Source organism: Pseudarthrobacter sp. fls2-241-R2A-127 (assembly GCF_030209355.1).
Taxonomy (GTDB): domain Bacteria; phylum Actinomycetota; class Actinomycetes; order Actinomycetales; family Micrococcaceae; genus Arthrobacter.
In genome coordinates, this window is sequence record NZ_JARVSF010000008.1 from 423,197 (window position 1) to 448,399 (window position 25,203).

A 25,203-nucleotide genomic window follows, 5' to 3' on the forward strand; every position below is an offset into this window, starting at 1 on the left:
GAATAGCCGCGCGATGGTGGGCGGGACTCCTGGTGCAGGACGCAGGAAACGTTCCGGGCCAGTGAATCAGGGAGCCTGGAAGAGGGCGTCTGCCACTGCCGCTGTCACCTGACGGATGATGTCGGTGCGCTCGGGGACGCTGCCTAAGTCTTCACCCTTGGTGTAGACCACCAGGGTGTAGGCGTGTCCGTCCTTGGCCAGGACCGCGGCATCGTGAAGTTCCCCGTCAAGCTCCCCGTACTTGTGGTAAACCGTGACGCCTGCGGGAACTGCGGCCGGGATGAGAGTTTCATCGTTCGTGTTCTGCATGGTGGATAACAACTGTGAGGTGTCCGCGGCATTGAGCAGGCTCCCGGAGTAGAGCCCCGCGAGGATGTGGGCCATGTCCGCGGGGGTGAGCGTGTTGCTTTCCGGGTCGTACTGTACGCCCAAAGAACTGGCGTAGTCGGTCAGCTCCTGGTGGCCGACGGCGTCCATGATCAGCGACCAGGAGTCGTTGTCGCTTTGTTGGATCATTGCCTGCAGCTGAAAGGACGCGGGATAGGCCCCCAGGGGCTCGTTCAGCGATGCTTCGCCGGTTTCAACAAGGTGGTAATACGCTTCGGCTGCCAGGACTTTGGCGGTGCTGGCAGCCTCAAATGGTTCCTCGACACCGTACAGGTGGACTTGATCGCTGGCAGCCCCGGCCGGTATCTCCATGAGCGCCACCCCGATTTGATACTCCGGGTGGGCGTCGATGATGCCGTTAATCGTGGCGTCCAGGGCAGCGTCGATGACGGCGGACGCCCCGGACGCCCCGGACGCAGCTTTCGCTGGTGGAGCCGGCTTCTGGCCCGAAACCGTCGTCGTCGTGCTGCCCGACCCCACGGTGGGTGTTGATCGGGCCTGCGCCGCCACGTGGACGCTGACGGGAACTGCCACGGCAAGAAGAACGGCGCACGCCCCCAGTATGAGCGCACGGCGGCGGCGAAACGCCCTGGATCCGTGGCGGCCGCGGCCGATCCTGGATGACTGTCGGTCAGGCCGCTGGGGTTTTGGTTCGTCCACAGTCGGTAACGATAAACGTGGAACCTATGCCGAAGCTTTGAACCGGCTGTTATCTCGCCGCCGTGCAGAGAGTCGTCCCTGTCATTCCCGGTACGGTCCGGAATTTTTTGCTATTTGCGCAGCTGGTAGACGGTGCTCCCGCCGACCGTTGTGGCCGGGAATGTCGCTTGGACCCATTGGGTGATGGCCGAGGAAGTGCCGCCCGCTCCGGACCGTCCAGCCCCATTATTACCCCCGGCTCCGGCACCCGGGCCGCTGTCCTGCGGCCGGGCGCCCGCTGTTCCTTGAGGCGTTCCGGGGCCCCCGAAAGGCCTGCCGGGGATGAAATAGGCTATCTGTCCTGCGGACACCATTTGTTTGAACTGGTCCAGCGTCGGATAAGGATCAGTGCCACTGAACCCGCCGATGGCCATGACTGACGTATTGGAACCAAGCTCAAGAGCGGCGGCGCTGTTCGCCCCGATGGTAGCGGCGGACCATGTTGTCGATTCCTTTTGCAGCAGTGCATTCAGTGCCGGGTCGCTAGGGGCAGCATCCGCCAAACCTCCGGGTGCTCCCCCCGGTTCGAAGTTGGCCGGGGCACGGAAGTCGGGACGTCCGCGTGCTGCCCCGCCGCGGCCGCCGGCGACGTTCGGGCTGCTGATGCCGGCCAGTCCCATTGTTTGGTTGTTGGCCGCGGAGGCCGGCCCGGAAGAAGGAGAGCCGCCGGTATGGCCGGTTGCCGCCGTCGCGAGAGTCCATGCACCCGTGCCAAGGCCTGCAGAAACGAGAGCCAGCACTGCCGCCGCAACACCGGCGCGCGCGGTCCGGACGGGACCGGCCGCGATGAGGGCCGCGCTGAGTATGCCGACGGCGGGCACGGTCCAACGGAGCCACGGGAGCCAGCCTGGGCTGTTGGAGAGAAGGAGGAAAGACCAGGCTGCCGTGAGCAATAGGGCCGACACCAGGACAGCCCGGACTGCGGCCATGGACCGTTGCCTCCAGAGTTGGACTCCGGCGATACCGATTACGGCAGCCACAGCGGGAGCAAGTTCGACAGTGTAATAGGCATGGATTGTGCCGCTCATGAACGAAAAAACAGCCGCGGTTGTAAGCAGCCAAGTGCCCCACATGATTAGTGCCGCGCGGACAATATCTGTTCTCGCCAGTCGCCGCATAAACCACAGCGTGGCGACGAGAAGGACGATTGCCGCGGGCAGCAGCCATGCCACTTCCGCGCTGAACTCTCCTCCGAACAGGCGGAGGACGCCCGGAGGGCCCCCGAAGGAAAATCCGCCCCCACCCCCGGCTGCGCCGGGGAAGCCGCCCGCGGCCCCGGGATTACCGGCGAAATCCGGTGCCACACCGCCACCGGACCTCCCGGCGCCGCGACCGAGGATGCGGCTGAGTCCGTTGTAGCCGAAGACGAGTTCCCAAAGTGAATTAGTTTGGGAACCGGCCATGTATGGCCGGGCCGAGACCGGGAAGAGCTGGAATACCAGCGCGTAGGCTCCGGTGACAACCGTGATACCGCCGGCGGCGGCGAGCAGGTGCTGAAACCTCTTCTTCAGGGAAACCGGGGCCGCTATCAGGTAGGCGAGTCCGAAAGCGGGGACAGTCATGAATCCTTGGAGCATCTTGCTTAGAAAGGCCATGCCCACAAAGGTTCCTGCCCAGAAGAGCCAGGCGGGGCTGCCCTTTTGGATGGCCGTCGTCGTCATCCAAGCAGCGGCCATCAGGCAGAAAACCATCATGGCGTCGGGGTTGTTAAAGCGGAACATGAGGGCAGCGACGGGTGTAGCGGCGAGTGCGGCTCCAGCGAGAAGACCTGCGGCCGGTCCGGCCGCCCGCTTCACGGCGAGGTAGAGCAGCCCCACGGATGCGATTCCCATAACGGCTTCGGGCAGGAGCATGGTGAGGGAACTGAATCCGAAGATCCTGCCCAACAAGGCCGGGATCCAGAAAGCTGCCGGTGGTTTATCTACAGTGATGGCGTTGGACGGGTCCAGGGATGCGAAAAGCAATGCCGTCCAGTTTTTTGTCCCGGACTGGACGGCTGCTGCGTAGAAGGCATTGGCATAACCCGAGTTCGTCAGATTCCACAAGTAGATGAGCCCTGTCAGCAGGAGCAGCGCCGCGGCGGAGGGCCGCACCCAGCGGGGTTGCCCCTCGCCGAAGGCCAGGCGCTTCCACTGGGCGGCGGACGCGGCCTGCCGGGATGCGTCGCGGGACGGGTCCGGTATGGGGCTGGTGTTGGTGATGGATTCGGTGCTCATGGTGTCTTTCACTTGACTGCGGGCGCATCAGTGGGCCCCGGCGGGGCTGGCGCGGCGGGGTGGCGGCGTGGGTGTTTGAAAACCCAGGACCGGAACAGGATAAATTTCAGCAAGGTGGCCAGGAGGTTGGCGCCGACGACGATCGCCACTTCGACACCCCTGGAGGGTTCGTGTTCGGAGTGAAGCCAGAACAGCGCTCCGGACGTCAGTGCCAGGCCCAAAACAAACACTGCGAGGCCTTGGAATTGATGTCGTAAGGCGCCCGAGCGCCCGGAGACCCCGAAGGTGAACAACCGGTTGGCTGCCGTGTTTGCGACGGCAGTGATGAGCAACGCCACGAAATTCGCAGCCTGGGCATCGGCAATCGTGCGGAGTGTCAAAAAGAGTACAAGGTAGGCCAAGGTTGATAAGGCCCCGATGACACCAAAGCGGACCATTTGCCCCAGGAGAGCTCCGCTGCTTCTGTCCGGGGCGTTGCGGCCCAGGGCGTCGCGCAGCTCGGTGACGGGGATGCGTCCGGTGATCATGTCCCGCCCGATCCGTACGATCCCCTTCAGGTCATCGATGGAAGTTCGCAAAATATCAACCGACGAGTCCGGGTCGTCAGTCCAGTCCACCGGCACTTCGGCCACCCGCAATCCGGCCCGGTCGGCGATGACCAGAAGCTCGGTGTCGAAAAACCATGCGTCATCGACGGTGTATGGCAGGAGGGCCCGGGCGATGTCGGATCGGATAGCTTTGAAGCCGCATTGGGCGTCTGAAAACCGGGCGCCTAAGGAGCCCCGGAGAACCAGGTTGTAGCTTCGGGAAATGAACTCACGCTTGGCCCCCCGGACCACGCGTGAGTTCCGGTTCAGCCTCGTCCCGATGGACAAGTCCGAATGGCCCGACAGCAGGGGTGCGACAAGCGGCCCCAGTGCAGCCAGATCAGTCGACAAATCAACATCCATGTAGGCCACAACTGCAGCCTCAGAGGCAAGCCAAACCGTCCGAAGCGCCCGTCCGCGCCCCTTCCGGTCTAGATGCACGACGCGCACGTCACCGAGCTCAGCGCAAAGACGGTGGGCAATCTCCAGGGTCGAGTCCGTGCTCGCGTTATCCGCAATGGTAATGACAAAGCGGTGCGGAAAACTGTCCTTCAAGTAGGAATGCAGACGCCGGACCGCAGTTTCCAGAGCCGCTTCTTCGTTGTAGACCGGGAGCGCGACATCGAGAACCACGATGCCGTTGGAGGTAGGAACCGGAGCACGCTCGGGCCGGACAGCAGGCACGCGACCGCCCGCGGACACGCCTGCTGGCTCGTGTCCGCCGGGGGGTTCGGCGATCAGGCCCCCGGAGTGGGTAGTAGTCGTACTGGGCATGCGCTTAAGTTAAGCGGCGAAGCTGTGCCCTTCCCGAAGAGATCCTGTAAATCCGCGCTTAGGTATGCCCTGCGATTGGTGAGGTGGTAGACCATGCCGGCACTTACCGCCGTCGGATCAATAAAGCGTAAGTAGGTGTGGACAGCTCCCGAGCTTCGCGGCCGGGTGCTCGGCGTGCACGCCCAGACCTGGCAGCACTGTTTCGCCCTGCTCAGCCCGGAACGGGCATCCGTCCTTCCCGAACTCCAGCGCGCCGTGGGTTGGCTGCATTTCGCCGGTGACTATACGTCGGAAACCGCCGGCACCCATGGGGCGTATTCCGAAGGAGAACGGGTCGCAGCCCAGATTCGCGCTGCCATGAAGCCAACAAGCCAGCCGGCACAACCGTGGATGCCACGGGACGAACTGCAGCAGCAATAATGGTCCCCCGGCGGCTCAGTACTTGTAGAAGCCCTCTCCCGAGGCGACGCCCAGCTTGCCCTGGTCGATGTAGTGCTTCTTCAGGTACTGGGCGAACGCCTGGGAACCGGCATCCGGGGAGGCCGAGGCGATGTTGTACGCGGTGGTGAGGCCAACGACGTCGTAGATCTGGAACGGTCCGCTCGGGGCCCCCGTGGCGGTGCGCCAGGTCCTGTCAATGGTGTGCGGGTCAGCGACACCCTGCAGCAGCAGTCCGGCGGCCGCGTTCAGCAGCGGAACCAGCAGCGAGTTCAGGACGTAGCCGGCCTTCTCCTTCTTGATCTCGATCGGTTCCAGTCCGCTGTTCCGGGCAAAGTCGACGACGGCGGCGTACACCGACGGGTCGGTCTCCGCGGTGCCCATGACCTCGGCGATGTTCTGCGCCCAGATGTTGTTGGCGTAATGGAGCGCGAGGAAGCGGTCCGGGCGTCCGGTGTAGTCTTTCAGGTCACTGGGTAGCAGGGTGGAGGAGTTGGTCGCAAAGATGGCCTTGGCCGGTGCCAGCTCAGCGAGCTTGCGGTAGACGCCGCGTTTGAGTTCCAGCAGTTCGGGAACGGCTTCGATCACGAGGTCCGCGTCGACGACGGCGTCCGCGAGGTCTGCGGTGAGGCGGAGGTTTGCCAGGGCTGCTTCGGTCTTGCCCCCGGACGCGCCCGCTACCTGTGCCCGGTAGATGCCGGCCAGGCGGGTGAAACGGTCCCGCGCCTTGGCAAGCGCGTCCTCGTCGACGTCGTAGGCGGTGACCGCGAAACCGTGGAATGCGGCCTGGAAGGCGATCTGGGAGCCGAGCACTCCGGTGCCGAGCACCGTGAGCGTCTTGATGGAGGGCATTCTGGTTTCCTTTCGGCGCGGGCTTAGCGCCCGCCGGGGTTGTCGGACCCGTAAATACTGCGGATCCAGATGGTTGACAGGACGTCCAGGGCGGCGGTCTCCGCGATGGCGGGACTCTCCCGATTAAGGGCAGCAGTAATGACCCGTTCGTTCATCAGGTTCAGGCTCACCGCGAGGTCGTGCGCGTCGATGCCCGCCGGCGCGGCCCCGCGGGCCTGTTCGGCACGGATGACGTCGCTTGAGAAGTCGACCCAGGACTGCATCGATCTGGACCAGAGTCCGCGCACCTCGTCGTTGCGGGCGCGGGCACCGATGGCGGCGGTCGACACAGCGCGGTGCGAGACAAATACCTCTACGAACATTCCGATGGAACGGGTCCACGCACCCGCGGGGTCGCTCTCGAAATCGCGCGGCAGGTGCCCCACCCGGTGCTCGACCTCGGTGATGACCCGGTCCAGCAGGGCCAGCAGCACGGCGTCTTTCGAGGGGAAGTAAAAGTAGAACGTGGGGCGCGAAATGCCGGCACCCCGGGCCAGGTCCTCGATGGAGACGTCGTCAAAGGCACGGCTGGCCAGGAGGGCCTCCGCGGTCACCAGAATTGCGTCTTGCCGCTCATCCCCCGAAACCCTCGCGCTGCGTCTTCCTCTTTGAACCATGCGTCCCATCCTAGCCTCGGTTATCAACACAGTGTTGACTATCTCAACACTAAGTCGATAGCTTGGCGGCATGAGCGAGCACGTAGATGTGTTGATTGTCGGCGCCGGGCTGAGCGGCGTGGGTTTCGCCAGCCGGCTGAAGCGCGAGGTACCCGGAAAAACCTTCACCGTGTTGGAGTCGCGGAACGCCATCGGGGGGACGTGGGACCTTTTCCGGTACCCCGGGATCCGGTCCGACAGCGACATGTACACGCTCGGCTACTCCTTCCGGCCTTGGGCCGGCGCAAAGGCGATCGCGGACGGCGAGTCCATCCGCGAGTACATCGAGGCAACGGTCGCCGACGAGGGCCTGGCGCCGCGGATCCGGCTGAACACCCGGGTCGTTTCCGCCGCGTGGTCAAGCGAAACCGCGTTGTGGACCGTGACGGCGGTCCGCACCTCCGGCGGCGAGTTCCGGGCCGGCGACACCGCTTCCTCCCCCGAGCCGGTCACTTTCACCTGCTCGTTCCTGTCCGTTTGCTCCGGCTACTACCGCTATGACGAGGGCTTCGCCCCGGCTATCGAGGGGGCCGACACCTTTGCTGGAAGCATCGTCCACCCGCAGCACTGGCCGGCAGACCTCGACTATGCGGGAAAGCAGGTGGTGGTCATCGGCAGCGGCGCTACGGCCGTGACCCTGGTGCCGTCCATGGCAAAGTCGGCGGCCAAGGTGACGATGCTGCAGCGCTCCCCCACCTACATCGCCCCCGTGCCCGCGCGGGACCACCTGGCCGACCGTCTCCGGGGCAAGCTGCCCGCGCAACTGGCGTACGACGTCGTACGCTCCAAGAACATTCTCTTCTCCATGTTCACTTACCAGCTCAGCCGACGGCGGCCCGAGACGATGAAGGCGATCCTGCGCAAGTCGGCAGTAGCCAAACTGCCGGCGGGATTCCCGGTGGACACGCACCTGGCCCCGTCGTACCAGCCGTGGGACCAGCGGGTCTGCGCAATCCCCAACGGGGACCTGTACCGGGCCATCAGTGCCGGCACTGCCGGGATCGTGACCGACACGATCTCCCGGATCACCCCGGACGGGATTGACCTGGCCTCCGGCACATCGCTGCCCGCCGACGTCATTGTCACGGCCACGGGACTGAACTTGCTGGTGATCGGCGGCACGAAGCTCTCCGTCGACGGCGAGCCCGTGGACGTCGGCAGAACCCTCACCTACAAGGGCATGATGCTCGAGGGTGTTCCGAATTTCGCCCTCACCATCGGCTACACCAACGCGTCCTGGACCCTCAAGGCGGACCTGGTCGCCGATTACATCTGCAGGCTGATCAAGCAGCTCGACCGCCGGAACCTCCAGTGGGTGGTGCCCGTTGCGCCCGCGGACGTCGCCAACGGCACGCTGTCCTCGCTGATCGACCTGAAGGCCGGCTACATTTTCCGCGGCGCCGACCAACTCCCCCGGCAGGGCGAAGGCTCACCGTGGCGGCTGCACCAGAACTACTTCCGCGACTTCGCCCTGCTCCGGGCCGGCAGGCTGACCGACCACGTCCGGTTCGGCCGGCGCGGCCAGCCGGTGCGGGCAACCGACCGGCAACCCGCGGCCCCTGCCCGGGATCCCCTCTCGCTGCCGGGAACGGGCTACGCCACCGTCGCGGGGACACGCCTGCGCTACCGGAAGACCGGCAGCGGGGACCCGGTCCTGCTGCTGCACGGCATCGGCCAAAGCCTCGAGGACTGGAACGAACAGCACGAGCGGCTCTCGGACCGACACACGGTCTACAGCGTCGACCTTCCCGGCTTCGCGTATTCCGAACGGCTCCCCGGCACGACGACGCTCGCGAGGCTGGCCGGGATCCTGCCTGGCTTCCTGGACGCCGTAGGGGTTTCCGGGCCGCTGCCCGTGATGGGCAACTCGCTGGGCGGTGCCGTGGCAATGAAGTTGGCCACCGACCATCCGGACCGCGTCTCCGCGCTCGTCCTGGCCAACAGCGCCGGATTCGGCAAGGACGTGGCACTGGTCCTTCGCCTTCTTTCGGTCCGCCCGCTGGCGGCCCTGCTCCTGCGGCCCGACGAGAAAGCATCACGCCGGACCGTCCGAGCGATCTTTTACGACAAAACGCTGGTCACGGAGGACCGCATCGGCCACGCGTTAGCCCTGTCGCAGCGTGAGGCGCATCGCCGGACACTGCTCGACATGGCCCGCGACCTCGGAACGATCTCCGGTGTCCGGCCCGGGTGGCGTACCGCTCTGATCGGGGCGCTCGCCAAGTCCGACGTTCCGGCGTTGGTGGTGTGGGGCGACCACGACCACGTCCTGCCGTTCAGCCACCTTGAAGCGGCCGTGGCGGCACTGCCCCGCGCAGAGTCGCACGTCTTCGCCAAAACCGGACACATGCCGCAGATTGAACGGCCCGACGAGTTCGCGGCCGTAGTGGAGGACTTCCTCACGAGGGTCTCAGCAGACCGTCAGGCGGCAAGCATCTAAAGGCGCTTCTCGACGTCGGCCAGGCTGGGGAACGACCGTCAGGATAGGTTCCAAAAAGGCATTAGTCACACGCCGATGTTGGCGCGGCCAATTTCCAGCCAAAACAAAAGCCCGCATCAAGGATGCGGGCCTTCGTGATGTCGCGGTGGTTAGACCCGGGACCTGCCACGGACGAAGTGGACAATCAGGACGATCACGGCAACCACCAACAGGATGTGAATCAATCCTCCGCCGATATTGGCCAGCAGGCCAAGCAGCCAAAGAACGGCGATGATTATGGCAATCCAAAGCAACATGAGTGTCTCCCTTAGTTGTTACTCGCCGAAATGCAGTCCCGTGGTCCGGGCGCTTGAGTTCGGACAGCTTCAGCTTAATACTAAGCATGCTTAGTGCCAATGGTGTGATTCGTTGGGCTCTATGTTTCGTGTCGACTCCATGGCTTGGAATCCAGCCCGCCGTCCGGTGCTCGTTGGCCGCCCGCACCAGCGCGCGAGGGGGCCGGGACGCGCCTCTGGCATCCCGCTTGGGCAGAGCTCGCGGCCCAGGTGATTCCCGCCGCTCCGACTGTGTGGGCCTGGCGCTTTCGCCAACGCTGCCCAAAGAGCGCGAACAGACCAGCGGCGGATTGTCTGGACGGATACCGACAGCCAAATCCAACGGCCGACCACGTTTGCCTGAAGGAGGGTTTTGGAATCTAAGTCTCAGCGGGACCCTTCGACCGCTCCCCCAGCAGCCGTTCGATTCGGCCCTGGACCTCCAGGGCGGCTGCTGATTCATGGTTGAAGAGAATCCGGTAGATCACCGGGGCGACAACAGCATCGACAATCTCCGATGTCGCCGGCGCTCTTTCGCCTCGGAGTCCGGCCAGCCTGCGGATCTCTTCGACGTGGCCCTGCATGGACTGGAAATAGTCGCGGGTTACTGCGCCGTCCGCGAGCATGTCCCTGAGCACCTGCCGTCCGAGTGGTGATGAGAATTCCTCCACGTAGGGGACGAACCACGCCTCCATATCGCCCCTGAGCGAGCCGGTGTCCTCCACCTGCTCCGGCAGCATCTGGTTCGAGGCAACGGCGGCGAGCAGCCGGGGCAGGTCGCCCCAGCGACGGTAGATGGTGGAGGAGTTCACGCCCGCCCGGTCCGCGACCAGCGGGACGGAGAGGGCGGTCCGGTCGCCGTCATTCTCCGCCAGCAGCGAGCGCACGGCCTGGTGCACGGCCTGCTGGACGCGGGCGCTCCGGCCGCCGGGGCGGGGGGTCGCTGTCGTCATCATCACACCAGCCTAAGGCATACTATCCGCTTTAGCGGGTATAGCCTCTTAATGCACAGATTGTGCGTTTGGATATTTCGAGTAGGCAGGATTAGTTGTGAAGAACACCGGTACCGCGTTCTGGCTTCACGCGGCGCTCCTGACGGTTTTCATCGGCGCTTCGTCGGCGCCCTCGCCGTTGTACGAGTTCTACGCCCGCGAGTGGGGACTCGGCTCCGCGGCCGTCACGGTGATCTTCGCCGTCTACGCCTTGGCCGTGCTGCTGACCCTGCTGGTGGTCGGTTCGCTGGCAAACCACGTGGGCACGCGGCCGGTGCTCCTGGGCGCGGTGGCGCTGCAGATCGGCGCGATGATGACCTTCGCCTTCGCGCCGGGCCCGGAGATGCTGCTGGCCGCCCGGGCGCTGCAGGGTGTTGCCACCGGTGCCGCGATGGGTGCCGCGGGCGCCGCACTGCTGGCGTTTGAAGGCCCGAAGCGCCGCGGCCGCGGGTCCCTGGTCAACAGTGCCGCCTCGCCAATCGGACTCTCAATCGGCGCGCTCGGATCCGCCTCCGTCGTCAGGTTCCTGCCGGAGCCGACCAAGACGGTCTACTTCTTCCTCGCCGTGCTGCTGCTGGTCCTCGGTGTGGCGCTGCTCCGGCTGCCGAGCGCCGGCCAGGTGGCCCCTGGCTGGCTGCGCTCCCTGATACCCGAGGCCCGGATGCCCGGTTCCGCCCGGAAAACCATGGCCGCCACCATGCCGGTGGCCGCGGCCACCTGGGCGCTGGCAGGGTTCTACCTCTCGCTGGGGCCGGCCCTGGCGCACGCCATCACCCGGGGCAACTCGGTGCTGGTGGGCGGCCTGGCCCTCTTTGCCCTCTTCGTTCCCGGCGCCCTGGCCATCCTGGTGGTCCGCCGCCGCTCGGACCGGACCACGCTGCTGACCGGCGTCGTCTCCCTGATCACCGGCATCTCCCTGACCGTGCTGGCCGTCCAGCTCGGATCCGCGCCGCTGTACTTCGCGGGCACCGTGGTGGCCGGCGTCGGCTTCGGCAGCGGGTACTTCGGCGCGATGCGCATGACCCTCCCGCTCTGCGGTCCGCACGAGCGCGTGGGCATGCTCTCCAGCATCTACCTGATCTGCTACCTCGGCTTCAGCGTCCCCGCCGTGGCCGCCGGGCTGCTGGTGGCCGTGGCCGGCATGAAGGGGACCACGCTGATTTACGGCGTGGCCCTCGTGCTCGCCGCCATTCCGGCCCTGCTTCGCACCATCCGGAAAAACCCCGCCCACCGTCCCACCCTGGCTACCGATTCCCCGGCAGCGTCCTGAAAGGAAACGCCATGACCTTTTCCCTCCCCGCCCACACCGCCGTCCGGCCCATCACCGTCATTGGCGGCGGCACCCTGGGCCGCCGCGTGGCCCTGATGCTGTCGCTGCGCGGCGCCGACGTGCGCATCTTCGACCTCAACCCGGCCGTCGGCCAGGCCGCCGTCGACTTCATCGAGGCCGAGCGGCCCGCCGTCGCGGCCGAGCACGGCGGCGCGGCAGCCGGCCGGATCACCGCCGGCGGCGACCTCGCTGCCGCCCTGGACAACGCCTGGCTGGTGGTCGAGGCGGTGCCCGAAATGCTGGAGCTCAAGCGCGGGATCTTCGCGGACCTGGACCGGCTGGCCCCGGCGGACGCGCTGCTGGCCAGCAACTCGTCGTCGTTCGCGTCCTCGGAGTTCATTGGCGGCGTGTCCACCCCGGAGCGGGTCCTGAACATGCACTTCTACATGCCGCCGGCCGTGCGCTCGGTGGAACTCATGTCCTGCGGCCGGACTGACCCGGCTGTCCTGGACCTGCTGATGGCCGAACTGCCCGGCTACGCGCTGGCCCCGCACCTGGTCCGGAAGGAAAGCACCGGCTTCATCTTCAACCGGGTCTGGGCCGCGATCAAGCGCGAGGCACTGCTGGTGGTGGCCGAGGGCGTGGCCGAGCCGGAGGACGTGGACGCCCTGTTCGTGGACGTCTTCAAGGCGGACACGGCACCGTTCCGCTTCATGGACCAGGTGGGCCTGGACGTGGTGCTCGACATCGAGAACCACTACTGCGAACTGGCCGGCATGGAAAACAAGTCCGCCCCGCTGCTGCAGGAATACATCGGCAAGGGCTGGCTGGGAATCAAGTCCGGCCGCGGCTTCTACAACGACTACGCCTAACCTCCACTAGCTATGCGGGGCCCAATTGCAGCCGTCGCGCCCTCGGGCGCCGGCCGCACCTGGCCCCGCGCTGAAGCAGGAGCCCAGCAATATGCCGCTTTATCAACAGTAAAAGGGCAACTGGCCCAGTCGGTATCTATGACCCTGGGGCTGGCGGGTACTGGCTCGCAGACCATGAGGGACCCCCCCCCCCCCCCCCGGGGGGTGTAATTCGGAAGGCGAAATCTTGCATGCCTGGATTCTCTGTGGCTAGGCGATGTCTACCCACGCAGAAGCATTGGCTCTGTCACGTGCGCAGGTAGCTCCGCGAGGCGCGTCACTTTCAGGCAGGAGGCAGTGGCGGATCCTCCTTCGGAATACAGCGAAATATCGGTGTTGTCCGGCTCTGGAAAGATGAGTCCTGTCATGGTGACTTGGCCATTTTGGGCGAAGACTTCCACGGAACAGCGGTCGATGAAGACGGTGAGCGTGTAGGACCCGTCGGAGGCTGGTCTTATTGGGGCTGTGTCTACTGATGCAAAGGCGTCATGGAATTCTGTGTCTCCAGAGCGTGTCCGGTCCGTGATGAGCCGGTTCTCTAAGGGGCGAATGCCGATGCGTGTGCCGTCGGAGCCGTTGCCTCGAATGATGAGTCCGAACTCCTCTGCGGAGTCCGGGGTGAAGGTCACCTCGATGATCCCTACCGCTACTCCCGCGCCCAGATGGTGGATTCCTTCAGCTATCGCAAGACCAGGCCAGGTGTCCACCGATTCTGGGTTGTGGGCTAGATACTCGTCGGCGGCCCGCTGGGCCAGTCGCGGCCGGCCCTGGTCGGTAACGAGGGACATTTCGCGTACAAGGGACATTGGACTGCGCCATGGCCAGGTCGGGATGGCTGCGCCGTATTGCCAGTTGTTCATCCAGCCGACCATGAGACGGCGCCCGTCGGGGGCGTTGTTGAAAGACACCGCCGCGTAGTAGTCACGTCCCCAATCGAGCCATTGGTAGGCGTCGAGATCAGCCCGTTTGCTTATCCCTTGGGTGACGGTTGTTTCGGATGTGAAGGCCACGCCGTTGAAGTGGCCGACGAAGTACTGGCCTCCGGACCCGCCGTTGGGCCCTGCAGGATTGAGGTTCAGGGTGAGAACCCATTTGGTCTGCCCTTCGTCGCCATCCAGGGGCAAAGGGAAAAGGTCAGGGCATTCCCAGACGCCCCCGGTGGCGTTGGCGGGTCCGAAGCTGCTGAGATAGTGCCAGTCCCGAAGGTTCTCGGAGCTATAGATGACTACTTTGTGCTCGTTGGCTTCGACGGCCACCATCACCCAATAGCTGCCCGAAAGCCCGTTGTAGCGGAAAACTTTCGGATCGCGGAAGTCCGCGGAGTTCCTGTCGAGGACGGGGTTGCCTTGGTACTTGGTCCAGGTGTAGCCACCGTCAGAGCTCCAGGCCAAGGACTGGGCCTGTGTGCCGCGTCGGACTGAGCTGTCTTTGTAGGCGCTGGTGTAAATTGCCACCAGCGGGGCGGTCTGCCCGTCGCCCAGGCCGCTGGTGTTGTACTCGTCAATGACGATGCTGCCCGAAAAGATGTCCTCCTCGGCGTCGCAGAGGATGGCGACGGGCTGCTCGTCCCAGTGGAGCAGGTCCGTGGAGGTTGCATGGCCCCAGGACATATTGCCCCACACGCTTCCAAAGGGGTTGTTCTGGTAATAGACGTGGTAAATGCCCTCGTGGTGTACGAGTCCGTTCGGATCGTTCAGCCACGTGTTCTTGGCGCTGTAGTGGAAAACGGGCCGAAAAATGTCATCGTCGTGGACGGAAAGCGCAGTCATGTCGATTGGTGCCTAAGGGTCGTTGATGGTGTTCGCGGGGTGAAGTCGGGGCTGCCGCGTGGCTTCCGGGCAGCAAGAAAGCACAGTCGCCGCTGATGCCGGCTGAATCATGCCGGCCACGAGGGGGAAGTGCCGGTTTCCCGCAGTGTGCGAAATGGCACTATCCCGGGCCGGTGACTGCTCCAGCACGGCCGGTGAGGGATGTATCTATCAGTGACAGCCGCAGGATGCGCGCAGAATCAACTCAGCGGGGAAAATTTTGGTGTTGTTTTCCGGTCCGGGCTTGGGATTTAGGAGTGCGTCAAGGGCGCCCTGTGCCAAGTCTTTCAAGGGTTGGGCGACGGTGCTGAGCCGTGGCCAGGTGTACTCAGATTCGGGCGCGCCATCGAAGGAGAACACGGCCATGTCCTCCGGCAGTCGAAGGCCTCCCTCGTGGAGGGCGCAGAGGAGACCCGCGGACTGCTGGTCGGAGCAGACGAAGACGGCGGTGGGCCGCTCGGTACGGGCCAGCAGTTCCTGCCCGGCCCGGTAGCCGCCCTGACGGGTAAACGGCACCCGAATGATTGGGCCTGGAGTGAGGCCGGCGTCCCGGATGCCTTGCTGCCAGCCGACCTCGCGTGCGTCAAGCTCGCTGTCGGCGTTGCCGCCCATCACCAGTCCGATCCTTTCGTGCCCATGGCCGATAAGGTGCTCCACAGCCAGGCGCCCACCTTCCTGAAAGTCCACTCCGACAGCATTGGCGCCGCGCCCGCCAACACCGCCTTTCAGGACAACATCAGCGGGATGGTTCAGCAGGACGACGGGAATGTCGGCCTGTTCCAAATCCATCAGATCGGGTTCGAACAGCACGCTCGAGAGGAACAGGCCATCCACCCTGCGAGCGGCAAAATTCTTGATGAGACGGCGTTCTGTGCGCAGCGAGTCCTGGGAATCCGCCAAAAGGAGGGTGAAGCCCCGCTCGGCCGCGGCGTTTTCAACTGCGCGGGCGAGCGAGGCGTAGAACGGATTGATGGCGTCGGGGACGATCATGGCCAGCATTTCGCTTGAACCCAGCGCGAGAGCCCTGGCTGCCGAGTTGGGCCGGTAACCCAATGCCTTGACAGCCTGCCGCACCTTGGCCTCGGTCGCAGCGGAAACTGGCCTCGGCCCCCCGTTGACGACATAGCTGACGACGGCGGGGCTGACGCCGGCCCGCCGGGCGACATCGTCGCGTGTGACAGCGGGCCTGGCGTGCGGGGTCGGATGCGGCATGGCAACCATGCTAGCGGCGTTTTACTTGACCGAGTCGCGGAGCGCCGGGCGCGCCAGGCTGGCCGGGACGTCGCCGAAGTCGGGTACGGGCAGACGTTCGCCTCCGCGCAGGGCCGACTGGTGGGCTACGATGCCGGGCAGCGTGTAACGAGCCGCTTCCCAGGCATTGACCGGCGGCAGTGTGCCGGTGTTAATCGCAGTGACGAAGTCATCGACGAGGAAGTGATGACTGCCCTCATGCCCGTTGGGCAGCCCACGGAACTCTTCGGGCAGGCGGCCGGAGTCGTGCACGGCGGACATACCGGAAATAAAGGCGTCGCGAAGCGCAGGAGCCACATCAGCCAGCAAGGGGTCATCCACATCCATGGTGGCCACGGTCTCCAGCTCTCCGCTGATGTCCGTCACGGCTTGCTTGTCCTGCCACACACTTACCAGGGCAAGCTGTTCAAAACTGGCCTCCGTACCGAAGTAGCGGAAGCGGCTTTCGCGCAAGTGGGAGGGGTAGCCCACACGGCGGAACTCGTTGATCCGCATAGACCCGCCACCGGCAAGTTCAAAAAGTGCACTGGCGTTGGAAAAATCGTTGGCGAACATGCTTACGTCGCGGTCGAAGACGCCGTCACCGCGTTCATCCCGGTAGCCAACGCAGCTGACACTGACAGCATGGCCTCCGGTTGCTCCGAGGACCCCGCCAACTGAGTGCGTGGGGTAGAGCATGGGCGGGTAGCTGGCGGTGCTCTTCCAATTTTCCCCGCCGCTGTACTGGTACGCATCGTAAAAGCCAAGGTCCATGTCGTGGACGTAGTCGCCCTCTGCATAGAAGATCCGGCCGAACGCGCCCTCTGCGTTCTTCTTGCGGGCAAAAACTGTTGCCGGGTTGTAGTAACTGGTTTCGCCCATCATGTAGGTCAGGCCGGTTTCGCGGACCGCTTCGATAATGTCGGCGATCTCGGCTTCAGAGATTGCCATTGGCACGGCTGAGTAGACGTGTTTGCCGGCCCGCAGCGCCTGCACCACCAAAGGACCGTGAGTCCATCGTTGGGTAAAGATCGCAACGGCATCAACATCGCTTTCCAGCATTGATTCGAAGCTGTCGAACGTGCCGGCCGCACCGGCGCTGCGGGCCTGGGCCTCAGCCCGCTCTTGAATGAGGTCGGTGAAATAGATGTCGGAGATTCCAGGGTGGGCAGCGAAGAGCTTGCCGAAGACGCCCGCGAACTGTCCGGCGCCAACGATTCCAAGTGAAGAAGTCATGGCAAAGAGTATGCACGCGCAAATCTACGCGCGTCAACCAAATAAATAAGAAGGCCCAAATTGCTAGTTTTTTGAAGAAAAGAGTTGCTCATCCCAACGCAACGCGCGTAGAGTATCCGTCAATTGTTACCTGCCTCACAGGAGAGGGATCAAAGATGACCACCATTACAAAGCACCCACCAGCCACAGCGCGTAAGGCGCCGCGTCGATCAAAGCCAGGCCTGCGGATGGCCAAACTGCGCGACTTCAGGATCGCGCTGCTGTTCATCCTCCCGGCGTTGATCGGCCTCGTCGTCTTCTCGCTCGTCCCGACAATCCGCGGCATCTACCTGAGCTTCACCGAGTACAGCATCCTTGGGGAGCCCACCTGGATCGGCCTCGACAACTACACAGCGGTCTTCAAAGACGACCTTTTCTGGAACGCGATGGCGGTGACCCTCCAGTACGTCGCAATCAACATCGTCTTCCAGACAGTCATCGCCCTCGGTCTGGCGTTGCTGATGCACCGCGTAGCCAAGTCCACGTTCATCCGCGGGGCGTTGCTGCTCCCTTTCCTGGTCGCCAATGTGATCGTCGCTCTGCTGTGGTTCTGGATGCTCGACTACCAGATCGGCATCGTCAACGAATTCATCAGCTGGCTGGGTCTTCCCCGCGTCGCCTTCTTTGGCAGCGAGCAATGGGCCATCCCCACCATCGCCTTCGTCAACGTCTGGCGCCACATGGGCTACACGGCCCTGCTGATCTTCGCCGGGCTACAGGCCATTCCCCGTCACGTCTACGAAGTGGCATCACTTGACGGGGCTTCCCCCACCAGGACGTTCTGGAGCATCACCATGCCGCTCCTCCGTCCGGTCCTGGTATTGGTCCTGGTGGTCACCGTCATCGGATCGTTCCAGGTCTTCGACACCGTCGCCGTCACCACCCAAGGCGGCCCGGTCAACGCCACCCGCGTCATCCAGATGTACATCTACCAAAAAGCCTTCGGCGAATCGGACTTTGGCTACGCCTCCGCCCTGTCCGTCATTCTGTTCGTCATTCTCGCGCTTGTGGCCTTCGTCCAGATGAAGTTCCTCAAGGGCAACGAATCGGACCTGGACTAAGGAACCCAGCCATGACCACTCAAACGCTCCCGACCCGCAAAGCCCTGGACTGGCACCGTATCGGTGCATGGGCTGTCATCGCCGTCGCACTGGCCGTTACCATCTTCCCGTTCCTCTGGATGCTCCGCACGGCCCTCTCCAGCAACCACTCGCTGGCCTCCAACTCTGCCAACCTCCTGCCGGCTGACTTCTCCTGGGGCGCATTCAAGCGTGTCTTTGGAATGCAAACGACAGAGGAGGCCATCGCCGAAGGCGGTTCCGGGGCAGCCATCGACTTCTGGCTGTACCTGCGCAACTCAATACTTTTTTCCACCGTGACTACCGCGGGCCAAGTGTTGTTCAGTGCGATGGCCGCCTACGCTTTTGCCCGGCTCCGCTGGCCCGGCCGTGACGCGGTCTTCTCCGTATTTCTGGCCACCATGATGATCCCGGGGATCTTCACCGCGCTGCCCAACTTCCTCATGGTCAAGAACCTTGGCCTGCTCAACACTTTCGCCGGGCTGACACTGCCATACCTGTTCATGTCCGCGTTCGCCATTTTCTTCCTGCGCCAGTTCTTGCTCAGCATGTCCCGGGAAGTAGAGGAAGCAGCAATGCTCGACGGCGCCAAGCACGGCCGCATCTTCTTCCAGATCGTCCTGCCCAACGCCGCCGCGCCCGTGGCCACCCTCGCGCTGCTGACATTCATTGGCCAATGGAACGAATACTTCTGGCCGCTGCTCGTCGGCAACGACGAAAGTATCCGCGTCCTCACCGTGGGCCTTAGCGTCTTCAAGTCCCAGTCCCCCCAGGGCGCCCCCGACTGGTCCGGACTCATGGCCGCCACCATCGTCGCGGCCGTGCCCATCCTCATCCTCTTCCTCGCCTTCGGCAAGAAAGTGGTCAACTCCATCGGGTTCTCCGGCATCAAATAACGTCCCCTGACCCCAGCTAAGTCCTCCTCAACACCATCCCTGAGGCAACCTCATGCCCAATTCGAAAGGTCCATCATGAAGAAATCCCTCGGCGCCGTTGCTGCCGCCGCAGCCATCGCCATCTCTCTCTCCGCCTGCGGCGGCGGATCCACCTCCACCGAGGCCAAGGGTGAAATCAATTATTGGCTGTGGGATGCCAATCAGTTGCCCGCATACCAGCAGTGCGCGGACGACTTCACCAAAGCCAACCCGGACATCAAGGTCAAAGTAACCCAGCGCGGCTGGGGCGACTACTGGACCACACTCACCAACGGGTTCGTCGCGGGAAACGCCCCGGACGTCTTCGCCGACCACCTGTCCAAATACCCGGAATTGGCCGCCAAGAAGCAGCTGCTGACCCTCGACGACGCCGTAGCCAAGGATCACGTCGATCTTTCGATCTACAACAAGGGCCTCGCCGATCTCTGGGTGGGCCAGGACGGCAAGCGCTACGGCCTTCCCAAGGACTGGGACACCGTAGGCCTCTTCTACAACAAGGCCATGACCGACGCCGCCGGCATCACCCCTGAGCAGATGGCCAAGCTGGACTGGAACCCCCAGGATGGCGGCAGCTACGAAAAGGCCATCGCCCACCTGACCGTGGACAAGAACGGCAAACGCGGCGACGAAGCCGGCTTCGATAAGAACAACGTGGCCGTCTACGGCCTGGGGTTGGAGTCCTCGGGCTCGGGCCAGGGCCAGACCCAGTGGAGCTTCCTGACGGCCACCACCGGCTGGACCCACACGGACAAGAACCCCTGGGGTACCAAATTCAACTACGACGACCCCCGGTTCCAGGACACCATCAACTGGTGGGCAGGGCTGGCGGACAAGGGCTACATGCCCAAACTGGAAACAACGGTAGGCGCCAGCATGCAGGACAACTTTGGCGCCGGGAAGGCCGCGATCAACACCGCGGGAGACTGGACGATCGGTCAATACACCAGCTACAAGGGCATCGAGACCGGCATCGCACCCACCCCGACAGGACCTAACGGCAAGCGCGCTTCCATGTTCAACGGCCTGGCCGACTCCATCTGGGCCGGTACCAAGAACCCGGCAGCATCCGTCAAATGGGTCGAGTACCTCGCCTCCTCAGCCTGCCAGGACGTCGTCGCGGCCAAGGGAGTCGTTTTTCCCGCCATCAAGTCCTCCACCGACAAGGCAGCCGCGGCTTTCAAAGCCAAGGGCGTCGACGTCACCCCCTTCACCCAACAGGTGGAGGACGGAACGACGTTCCTCTTCCCGATCGCGGACAAGGCCGCCAAAGTGGACGGCATCATGAACCCTGCCATGGACGCAGTCGTCTCAGGCAAGGCCCCGGCCAGTTCCCTCACCCAGGCCAACGAAAAGGTCAACGCCCTCTTCAAGTAAGGCCATCCGCCATACCGGCTGCGCGCCGCGGGCATCGTCTTCCCCGCGGCGCGCAGCCCACCCCTTACGTCACCACCCGCAAAGGACGTCATTTATGGACCCGCTCCACCTCCGTTCCGCCGGCACCAGCCTGGTGATCAGCTTCGACAGCGGAGAGGCTGAGATCATCCACTGGGGCGCTGACCTTGGCATCACGCTGCCGGACCTCGCCATCCTCACAGCCGCTATCCCGCCCTCATCCATCGATGCCACCGTACCCACAGGTCTCCTGCCCCAGGCCTCATCCGGTTGGCGCGGCAGGCCTGCCCTCCGCGGGCACCGCATCACCGACGGCGTCTCCGGCCTTGACTTCTCAGCCCGTCTCCGCGTCCTCACTGCCAGCGCCGAAGGCAACTCCGCTGTCATCGTCCAGTCCGACCCCGACGCCGGCCTCACCGTATCCTCCACCCTCGCCATGCACGACGGCGGCCTGCTGGATTTGCGGCACACCGTCACCAACGACGCCAACACGCCATACCAAGTCGACGAACTGGCAACAGTCCTCCCCGTGGCACCCGACGCCGTCGAACTCCTTGACCTGACCGGCCGCTGGTGCCGGGAACGCCACCCGCAGCGCCGCCCGATCCAGCAGGGCACCTGGGTCCGCACCGGCCGGCACGGCCGCACCGGGCACGACTCCTCCCTGCTCTTCGCCGCCGGCACCACCGGTTTCGGCAACAGGCGCGGGCAGGTCTGGGCCACCCATTTGGCCTGGAGTGGCAACCACGAGCAGTTCTCGGACAGCATCGGTGACGGCCGCACCATGATCGGCGGCTCCGAGCTCCTGGGCCCGGCCGAGGTCATCCTTGCACCCGGAGAGAGTTACACCACTCCGGCCCTGTTCGCCGCCTACTCGAACCGCGGCCTGGACGGCATCAGCGAGGCTTTCTACAGCTGGTTCCGCTCCCGCCCCCACCATGTACTGCCGACGGCAAGCGCCGGCCTGCCCGCTGGAAAGCCCCGGCCGGTTGTGCTGAATGTATGGGAAGCGGTCTACTTCGACCACAACCTGGCCACCCTGATCGAACTGGCCGAGTCCGCCGCGGACCTTGGTGTTGAGCGTTTTGTGCTCGACGACGGCTGGTTCCGCGGACGCCGGGACGACCGGGCCGGGCTGGGCGACTGGTACGTCGACGAAACACTCTGGCCCGACGGCCTCACCCCGCTGATCGACGCCGTGACTTCCCGTGGCATGGAGTTTGGCCTCTGGGTGGAACCGGAAATGGTGAACCTCGACTCCGACGTCGTCCGCGCGCATCCCGAATGGATTGTTGGGCCGGCCGTCCGGAGTTACAAGGACGGCGGCCGCCTTCCGCTCGAATGGCGGCAGCAGCATGTCATCGACCTCGTCAACCCCGACGCGTGGCAGTACATCTACGACTGCGTGGATGCGCTGCTGCGCGAAAACAACATCAGCTACCTCAAGTGGGACCAAAACCGCGACCTGCTCGAACACGGGCACGCCGGCCGCTCCTCCGTCCACGAACAGACCCTCGTCGCCTACCGGCTGTTTGATGAACTCCGTAAGGCGCATCCCGGAGTCGAAATTGAAAGCTGCTCCTCAGGGGGCGCCCGCGTGGACCTGGGCATCCTGGAGCGGACCGACCGCATTTGGGCCTCGGACTGCAACGATGCGCTGGAGCGCCAGTCCATCCAGCGTTGGACCGGCGTCGTGGTGCCGCCGGAGCTGGTGGGCAGCCACATCGGCCCAACCACCTCGCACACCACGGCACGCACCCACGACCTGTCATTCCGCGCGATCACCGCCCTGTTCGGGCACTTCGGCATGGAATGGGATGTCCGGAGCGTTGAGGGCGCTGAAAGGGAAGAACTCAAGCGCTTCGTTGCCCTCTACAAAGAGCACCGGAACCTCATCCACTCCGGGCGTATGGTGCGGGCCGACGTCCCCGATGACTCACTGATGCTTCACGGCGTAGTTGCTGGTGACGGTTCCGTTGTCGCGGGTGCGACGGCGGCGCTTCTTGCCCTAGTCAGCACGCGCACCGCCTTCGCGGAACAACCGGGACGGATCTCCATACCCGGCCTCGAGCCGGACCGAGAGTACCGCGTGGAGGCCGTCTTCCCTGTTCCGGGTGACGCGGACTATTCGCACACGTTCACGCAGGTCCGCCCCCCGGCGTGGCTGGCGGACGGCGCCGTAGCCAACGGACGGTTCCTTGCAGAGGTCGGTCTGCCCATGCCCGCCCTCAACCCGGAACACGCACTGCTGCTGAATTTCACCGCACTGTAGCAACGGAAGGGCCTGCCCCGCCGCTCCCCTGCTCTCCGCAGCAGCGGAAGCGGCGGGGCAGCCTGCTCGGTACACAAAGGGAATCCATGAACGTTCTGGTCACTGGCGGCACCGCTTTAGAAGGCTGCCAAAGTTGACGGCGCCATGAAGCGCGCCATGGACGCAGCAGATATCTCGCCGGAATTCTGTAGATCGACATCGCGGAGGTCATGTCGCCCCCGCCCCCCCGGCGCATGAATAGGTATAGGCCAACTCCGGCCTCCCAACAAAACCGGAACGAGGACGCTCATATTGCCAGCTCATCAGTCGGAAGACCCAACAGCCACGGGCTGAGACCCGCTGCTACCGCCCAAACTGGCGGCATATGTGACAGACATGGCATAAGGAAGCGGGGCGTGCTCTATTCACGCCCCGCCTCCATACTTTGACCTGGCAAGATTCAGTTCTGGGGTTCTACTGCGTGGTTGGGGAAGATGGTCTTCTCTTCGGCGGCGTTGTCTTCGTTGTCCTGGATGCCGGCCTTTTTTTGCACCCTCTTTGCCCATGCTGAGGTCACGATCGGGCAGAGCACAGCGGACACGACGACTGATGCTGCCACGAGGACGGTGGCGTGGTCGGCGGCCGGGGCGTAGACGGGGTTGGCTGTGGCGATGATGGCGGGGACGAGGGCTGCGTTGCCGGCCGTGGTTGCTGCAGCGAGGCCGGCGACACCGTCGCCGCCGGTGAGTTTGTCGGCGAGGAGGAGCACTGCTCCGCCGACGAAGACCACGAAAAGGCCGAGGACGATGCCGAGCAGGCCTGCTTCAACGACGGCGTTGAGGTTGATGGTCAGGCCGAGGGCCAGGCCCAGGAACGGCACCATCGCCGGCACCAGTGGCGCGAGGAGATTCCTCATGTTCTTGTCGAGGTTCCCGAGGAGCATCCCCAGGGCCAGGGGCAGGATGGCGCCGACGAGTGCCTGCCAGGGGAAGGCTGACAGGCCGGCGATGCCCAGGGTGACCATGGTCAGGAAGGGGCCTGATTCCAGGGACAGGATGGAGTAGGCGCCGGCGTCGCGTTTGCGCCCGTACTGTCCCATGAGGGAGATGTAAAGTCCGCCGTCGGTGTCGTTCAGCGCAGCGACGAGTGCGAGGGTGGACAGGCCGGCGAGGATTCCGGAGTCGATGGGGGCCTCGCCGAGGAAGCGGCCGGCGATGACGCCGATGAGGATCGCGAAGAGTATTTTGGAGCCGAGGAGCACGCCGCCCTTTTTGAGGATGTAGGGCGTTGATTTGACCTCGAGCGTGGCGCCGAGGCAAACAAAGAACACGGCCAGCAGCGGCGCCAGGCCGGTGAAGAAGGCTCCTGTAAAGGATCCGAAGAACTTGCCTGCGTCCGGGGCCAGGGTGTGAATGACGGCGCCGATGCCGAGTGGCACGAGCATCATGCCGCCAGGGACCTTTTCCAGAGCCTTCTTGATGGGAATCGACATTGATTTCTCCTAGTGAATAGCTGTGTGGTGGGAACTGCTGTTCTGTCCGTCAGTTCCGTAGTTTGTAGGGTTAGCCGAGGCCAGGGATGAGCAGGACTTTGCAGGCGTCGCCGGTGAGGAGCTCCACGGCGTCGTCGATCTCGCTGAGCTTCTTGCGGTGGGTAATGAGCCAGTCGAGCTCGAGCTTTCCGGAGTCCAGCAGCAGCAGGCTCTGTTCCCAGGTTTCCCAGAGCCTGCGGCCGAAGATACCGCGCAGCGTGATGCCCTTTTTGTTGATGTCGGCGGCGATGTCGACCTCTGCTGGGCGGCTGGGGTGGCCGACAGTGATGACGGTGGCTTCGCGGCGGACGGCTTCGAAGAGAGTGGTCAGGTGCCCGGGGCTCCGGAACATTCGAAGGCGACGTCGAATCCGCCGCGGCGGCCGGTGAGTTCGCGGCAGCGTTCAATAATTCCGTCGTTCGGGTGCAGGGCGGTGGCGCCGAGCTTTTCGGCTTGGGCGCGGCGGTAGGGGTTGGGGTCGACGGCGATGACATGGGAGGCTCCCATGAGCAGTGCCAGGTTCACGACGACGAGGCCGACGGGGCCTGCGCCGCTGACGAGTACTGCCCGGCCGGCGATGGAGTAGTTGGCGCGCTGGATGGCGTGCACGGCGACGCCGGCGGCTTCGAGCAGGGCACCGGATTCGAGGGACAGGCCGGTGGGGAGCTTGACGCAGATGTCCTGGGGGACGGCGGCGTATTCGGCGAAGACGCCGTCGATGTGCATGCCGAGGATGCCGGTGCGTTCGCAGGTGTGGGCGTCACCGGTGCGGCAGGGAAAGCACTGACCGCAGGTCAGGTGGCTTTCGAGGGCGACCTGGTCGCCCACCTTCAGACCGGTGACTCCGGGGCCGACCTCAACGATGGTCCCGGCGCCTTCGTGGCCGAGGGTGACCGGGAGGTTGAGGTTGAAGGCCTGGGCGGAGGGGGTCCATTCGTAGAGTTCACGGTCGGTCCCGCACAGGGAGGCTGCGCCGACTTCGATGACGACGGAACCTTCTGTTGCCTTGGGGTCGCCGGCGTCGGTGACGTACTTGACTCCTCGTTCGGCTGCGTTCTTGACTACTGCCCGCATTGGGGCCGCCTTTCGTTGGTTCTGGTGATGCGTGGAGGAAATTGTGTGGAGTG

General features: G+C 64.4%; 21 protein-coding genes. 8 read left to right on the top strand and 13 right to left on the bottom strand.

The features are described from left to right. Positions 1-66 precede the first annotated feature (66 nt). The 3 genes from QRN53_RS06545 to QRN53_RS06555 all read right to left on the bottom strand — a co-directional run bounded on the left by QRN53_RS06545 (position 67) and on the right by QRN53_RS06555 (position 4,663). Complete coding sequence (locus QRN53_RS06545) at positions 67-921, bottom strand: serine hydrolase (RefSeq protein WP_285243198.1); 855 nt, start codon at positions 919-921, stop codon at positions 67-69. Positions 922-1,157: 236 nt separating this feature from the next. Continuing rightward, a complete protein-coding gene (locus QRN53_RS06550) occupies positions 1,158-3,302 on the bottom strand; it encodes a glycosyltransferase family 39 protein (RefSeq protein WP_285243199.1) in 2,145 nt (714 codons plus the stop codon). Between the two features lie 8 nt (positions 3,303-3,310). Further along, positions 3,311-4,663 (bottom strand): bifunctional glycosyltransferase family 2/GtrA family protein, encoded by a 1,353-nt coding sequence (locus QRN53_RS06555; RefSeq protein WP_285243200.1) that lies wholly within the window; start codon positions 4,661-4,663, stop codon positions 3,311-3,313. 135 nt (positions 4,664-4,798) lie between these two features. On the opposite strand from QRN53_RS06555, the gene QRN53_RS06560 reads away from it, so the two are divergent. Continuing rightward, a complete protein-coding gene (locus QRN53_RS06560; protein ID WP_285243201.1) occupies positions 4,799-5,083 on the top strand; it encodes an FAD-dependent oxidoreductase in 285 nt (94 codons plus the stop codon). Between the two features lie 15 nt (positions 5,084-5,098). Here QRN53_RS06560 and QRN53_RS06565 read toward each other — a convergent pair whose 3' ends face one another. Next, positions 5,099-5,953, bottom strand: a complete 855-nt coding sequence (locus QRN53_RS06565; RefSeq protein WP_285243202.1) for a 3-hydroxyacyl-CoA dehydrogenase — start codon at positions 5,951-5,953, stop codon at positions 5,099-5,101. A gap of 23 nt (positions 5,954-5,976) precedes the next feature. Next, the gene (locus QRN53_RS06570; protein WP_285243203.1) at positions 5,977-6,546 is read right to left on the bottom strand and encodes a TetR/AcrR family transcriptional regulator; all 570 of its coding nucleotides are present in this window, start codon (positions 6,544-6,546) and stop codon (positions 5,977-5,979) included. A 133-nt stretch (positions 6,547-6,679) separates the two neighbouring features. Here QRN53_RS06570 and QRN53_RS06575 point away from each other — a divergent pair, with 133 nt between their 5' ends. After that, positions 6,680-9,088, top strand: coding sequence for an alpha/beta fold hydrolase (locus QRN53_RS06575; RefSeq protein ID WP_285243204.1), 2,409 nt, complete (start codon positions 6,680-6,682; stop codon positions 9,086-9,088). A 149-nt stretch (positions 9,089-9,237) separates the two neighbouring features. Here QRN53_RS06575 and QRN53_RS06580 read toward each other — a convergent pair whose 3' ends face one another. Both QRN53_RS06580 and QRN53_RS06585 read right to left on the bottom strand, forming a co-directional pair. Continuing rightward, positions 9,238-9,384: a lmo0937 family membrane protein gene (locus QRN53_RS06580; protein WP_285243205.1), complete on the bottom strand. Its 147-nt coding sequence runs from the start codon at positions 9,382-9,384 to the stop codon at positions 9,238-9,240. 398 nt (positions 9,385-9,782) lie between these two features. Next, the gene (locus tag QRN53_RS06585) at positions 9,783-10,358 is read right to left on the bottom strand and encodes a TetR-like C-terminal domain-containing protein (protein WP_285243206.1); all 576 of its coding nucleotides are present in this window, start codon (positions 10,356-10,358) and stop codon (positions 9,783-9,785) included. Positions 10,359-10,452: 94 nt separating this feature from the next. Between QRN53_RS06585 and QRN53_RS06590 the strand changes: the two genes are divergently transcribed. Together QRN53_RS06590 and QRN53_RS06595 are read left to right on the top strand one after the other, a co-directional pair. Next, on the top strand, positions 10,453-11,664 hold the full coding sequence (locus tag QRN53_RS06590; protein WP_285243207.1) for an MFS transporter: 1,212 nt from the start codon (positions 10,453-10,455) through the stop codon (positions 11,662-11,664). Positions 11,665-11,675: 11 nt separating this feature from the next. Beyond that, on the top strand, positions 11,676-12,536 hold the full coding sequence (locus QRN53_RS06595) for a 3-hydroxyacyl-CoA dehydrogenase family protein (protein ID WP_285243208.1): 861 nt from the start codon (positions 11,676-11,678) through the stop codon (positions 12,534-12,536). Between the two features lie 260 nt (positions 12,537-12,796). Here the strand turns inward: QRN53_RS06595 and QRN53_RS06600 are convergent, their stop codons facing one another. The 3 genes from QRN53_RS06600 to QRN53_RS06610 form a co-directional block, all read right to left on the bottom strand. Then, the gene (locus QRN53_RS06600) at positions 12,797-14,344 is read right to left on the bottom strand and encodes a glycoside hydrolase family 32 protein (protein WP_285243209.1); all 1,548 of its coding nucleotides are present in this window, start codon (positions 14,342-14,344) and stop codon (positions 12,797-12,799) included. Between the two features lie 210 nt (positions 14,345-14,554). Next, positions 14,555-15,604, bottom strand: a complete 1,050-nt coding sequence (locus QRN53_RS06605) for a LacI family DNA-binding transcriptional regulator (protein ID WP_285243210.1) — start codon at positions 15,602-15,604, stop codon at positions 14,555-14,557. A 12-nt stretch (positions 15,605-15,616) separates the two neighbouring features. After that, positions 15,617-16,849: a Gfo/Idh/MocA family protein gene (locus QRN53_RS06610; RefSeq protein ID WP_285243211.1), complete on the bottom strand. Its 1,233-nt coding sequence runs from the start codon at positions 16,847-16,849 to the stop codon at positions 15,617-15,619. 155 nt (positions 16,850-17,004) lie between these two features. Between QRN53_RS06610 and QRN53_RS06615 the strand changes: the two genes are divergently transcribed. The 4 genes from QRN53_RS06615 to QRN53_RS06630 all read left to right on the top strand — a co-directional run bounded on the left by QRN53_RS06615 (position 17,005) and on the right by QRN53_RS06630 (position 22,566). Then, a complete protein-coding gene (locus QRN53_RS06615; protein ID WP_285243212.1) occupies positions 17,005-17,949 on the top strand; it encodes a carbohydrate ABC transporter permease in 945 nt (314 codons plus the stop codon). A gap of 11 nt (positions 17,950-17,960) precedes the next feature. Next, on the top strand, positions 17,961-18,863 hold the full coding sequence (locus tag QRN53_RS06620; protein ID WP_285243213.1) for a carbohydrate ABC transporter permease: 903 nt from the start codon (positions 17,961-17,963) through the stop codon (positions 18,861-18,863). Positions 18,864-18,938: 75 nt separating this feature from the next. Further along, complete coding sequence (locus tag QRN53_RS06625) at positions 18,939-20,276, top strand: ABC transporter substrate-binding protein (RefSeq protein WP_285243214.1); 1,338 nt, start codon at positions 18,939-18,941, stop codon at positions 20,274-20,276. A gap of 94 nt (positions 20,277-20,370) precedes the next feature. Further along, the gene (locus QRN53_RS06630; RefSeq protein WP_285243215.1) at positions 20,371-22,566 is read left to right on the top strand and encodes an alpha-galactosidase; all 2,196 of its coding nucleotides are present in this window, start codon (positions 20,371-20,373) and stop codon (positions 22,564-22,566) included. Between the two features lie 439 nt (positions 22,567-23,005). Here QRN53_RS06630 and QRN53_RS06635 read toward each other — a convergent pair whose 3' ends face one another. The 3 genes from QRN53_RS06635 to QRN53_RS06645 form a co-directional block, all read right to left on the bottom strand. Further along, positions 23,006-24,037 (bottom strand): 2-keto-3-deoxygluconate permease, encoded by a 1,032-nt coding sequence (locus tag QRN53_RS06635; protein WP_285243216.1) that lies wholly within the window; start codon positions 24,035-24,037, stop codon positions 23,006-23,008. Between the two features lie 70 nt (positions 24,038-24,107). Then, positions 24,108-24,428, bottom strand: coding sequence for an MDR/zinc-dependent alcohol dehydrogenase-like family protein (locus QRN53_RS06640; protein ID WP_285243217.1), 321 nt, complete (start codon positions 24,426-24,428; stop codon positions 24,108-24,110). Continuing rightward, complete coding sequence (locus tag QRN53_RS06645; RefSeq protein WP_285243218.1) at positions 24,404-25,150, bottom strand: zinc-dependent alcohol dehydrogenase; 747 nt, start codon at positions 25,148-25,150, stop codon at positions 24,404-24,406. The genes QRN53_RS06640 and QRN53_RS06645 overlap by 25 nt, the downstream gene beginning before the upstream one ends. Positions 25,151-25,203 lie beyond the last annotated feature (53 nt).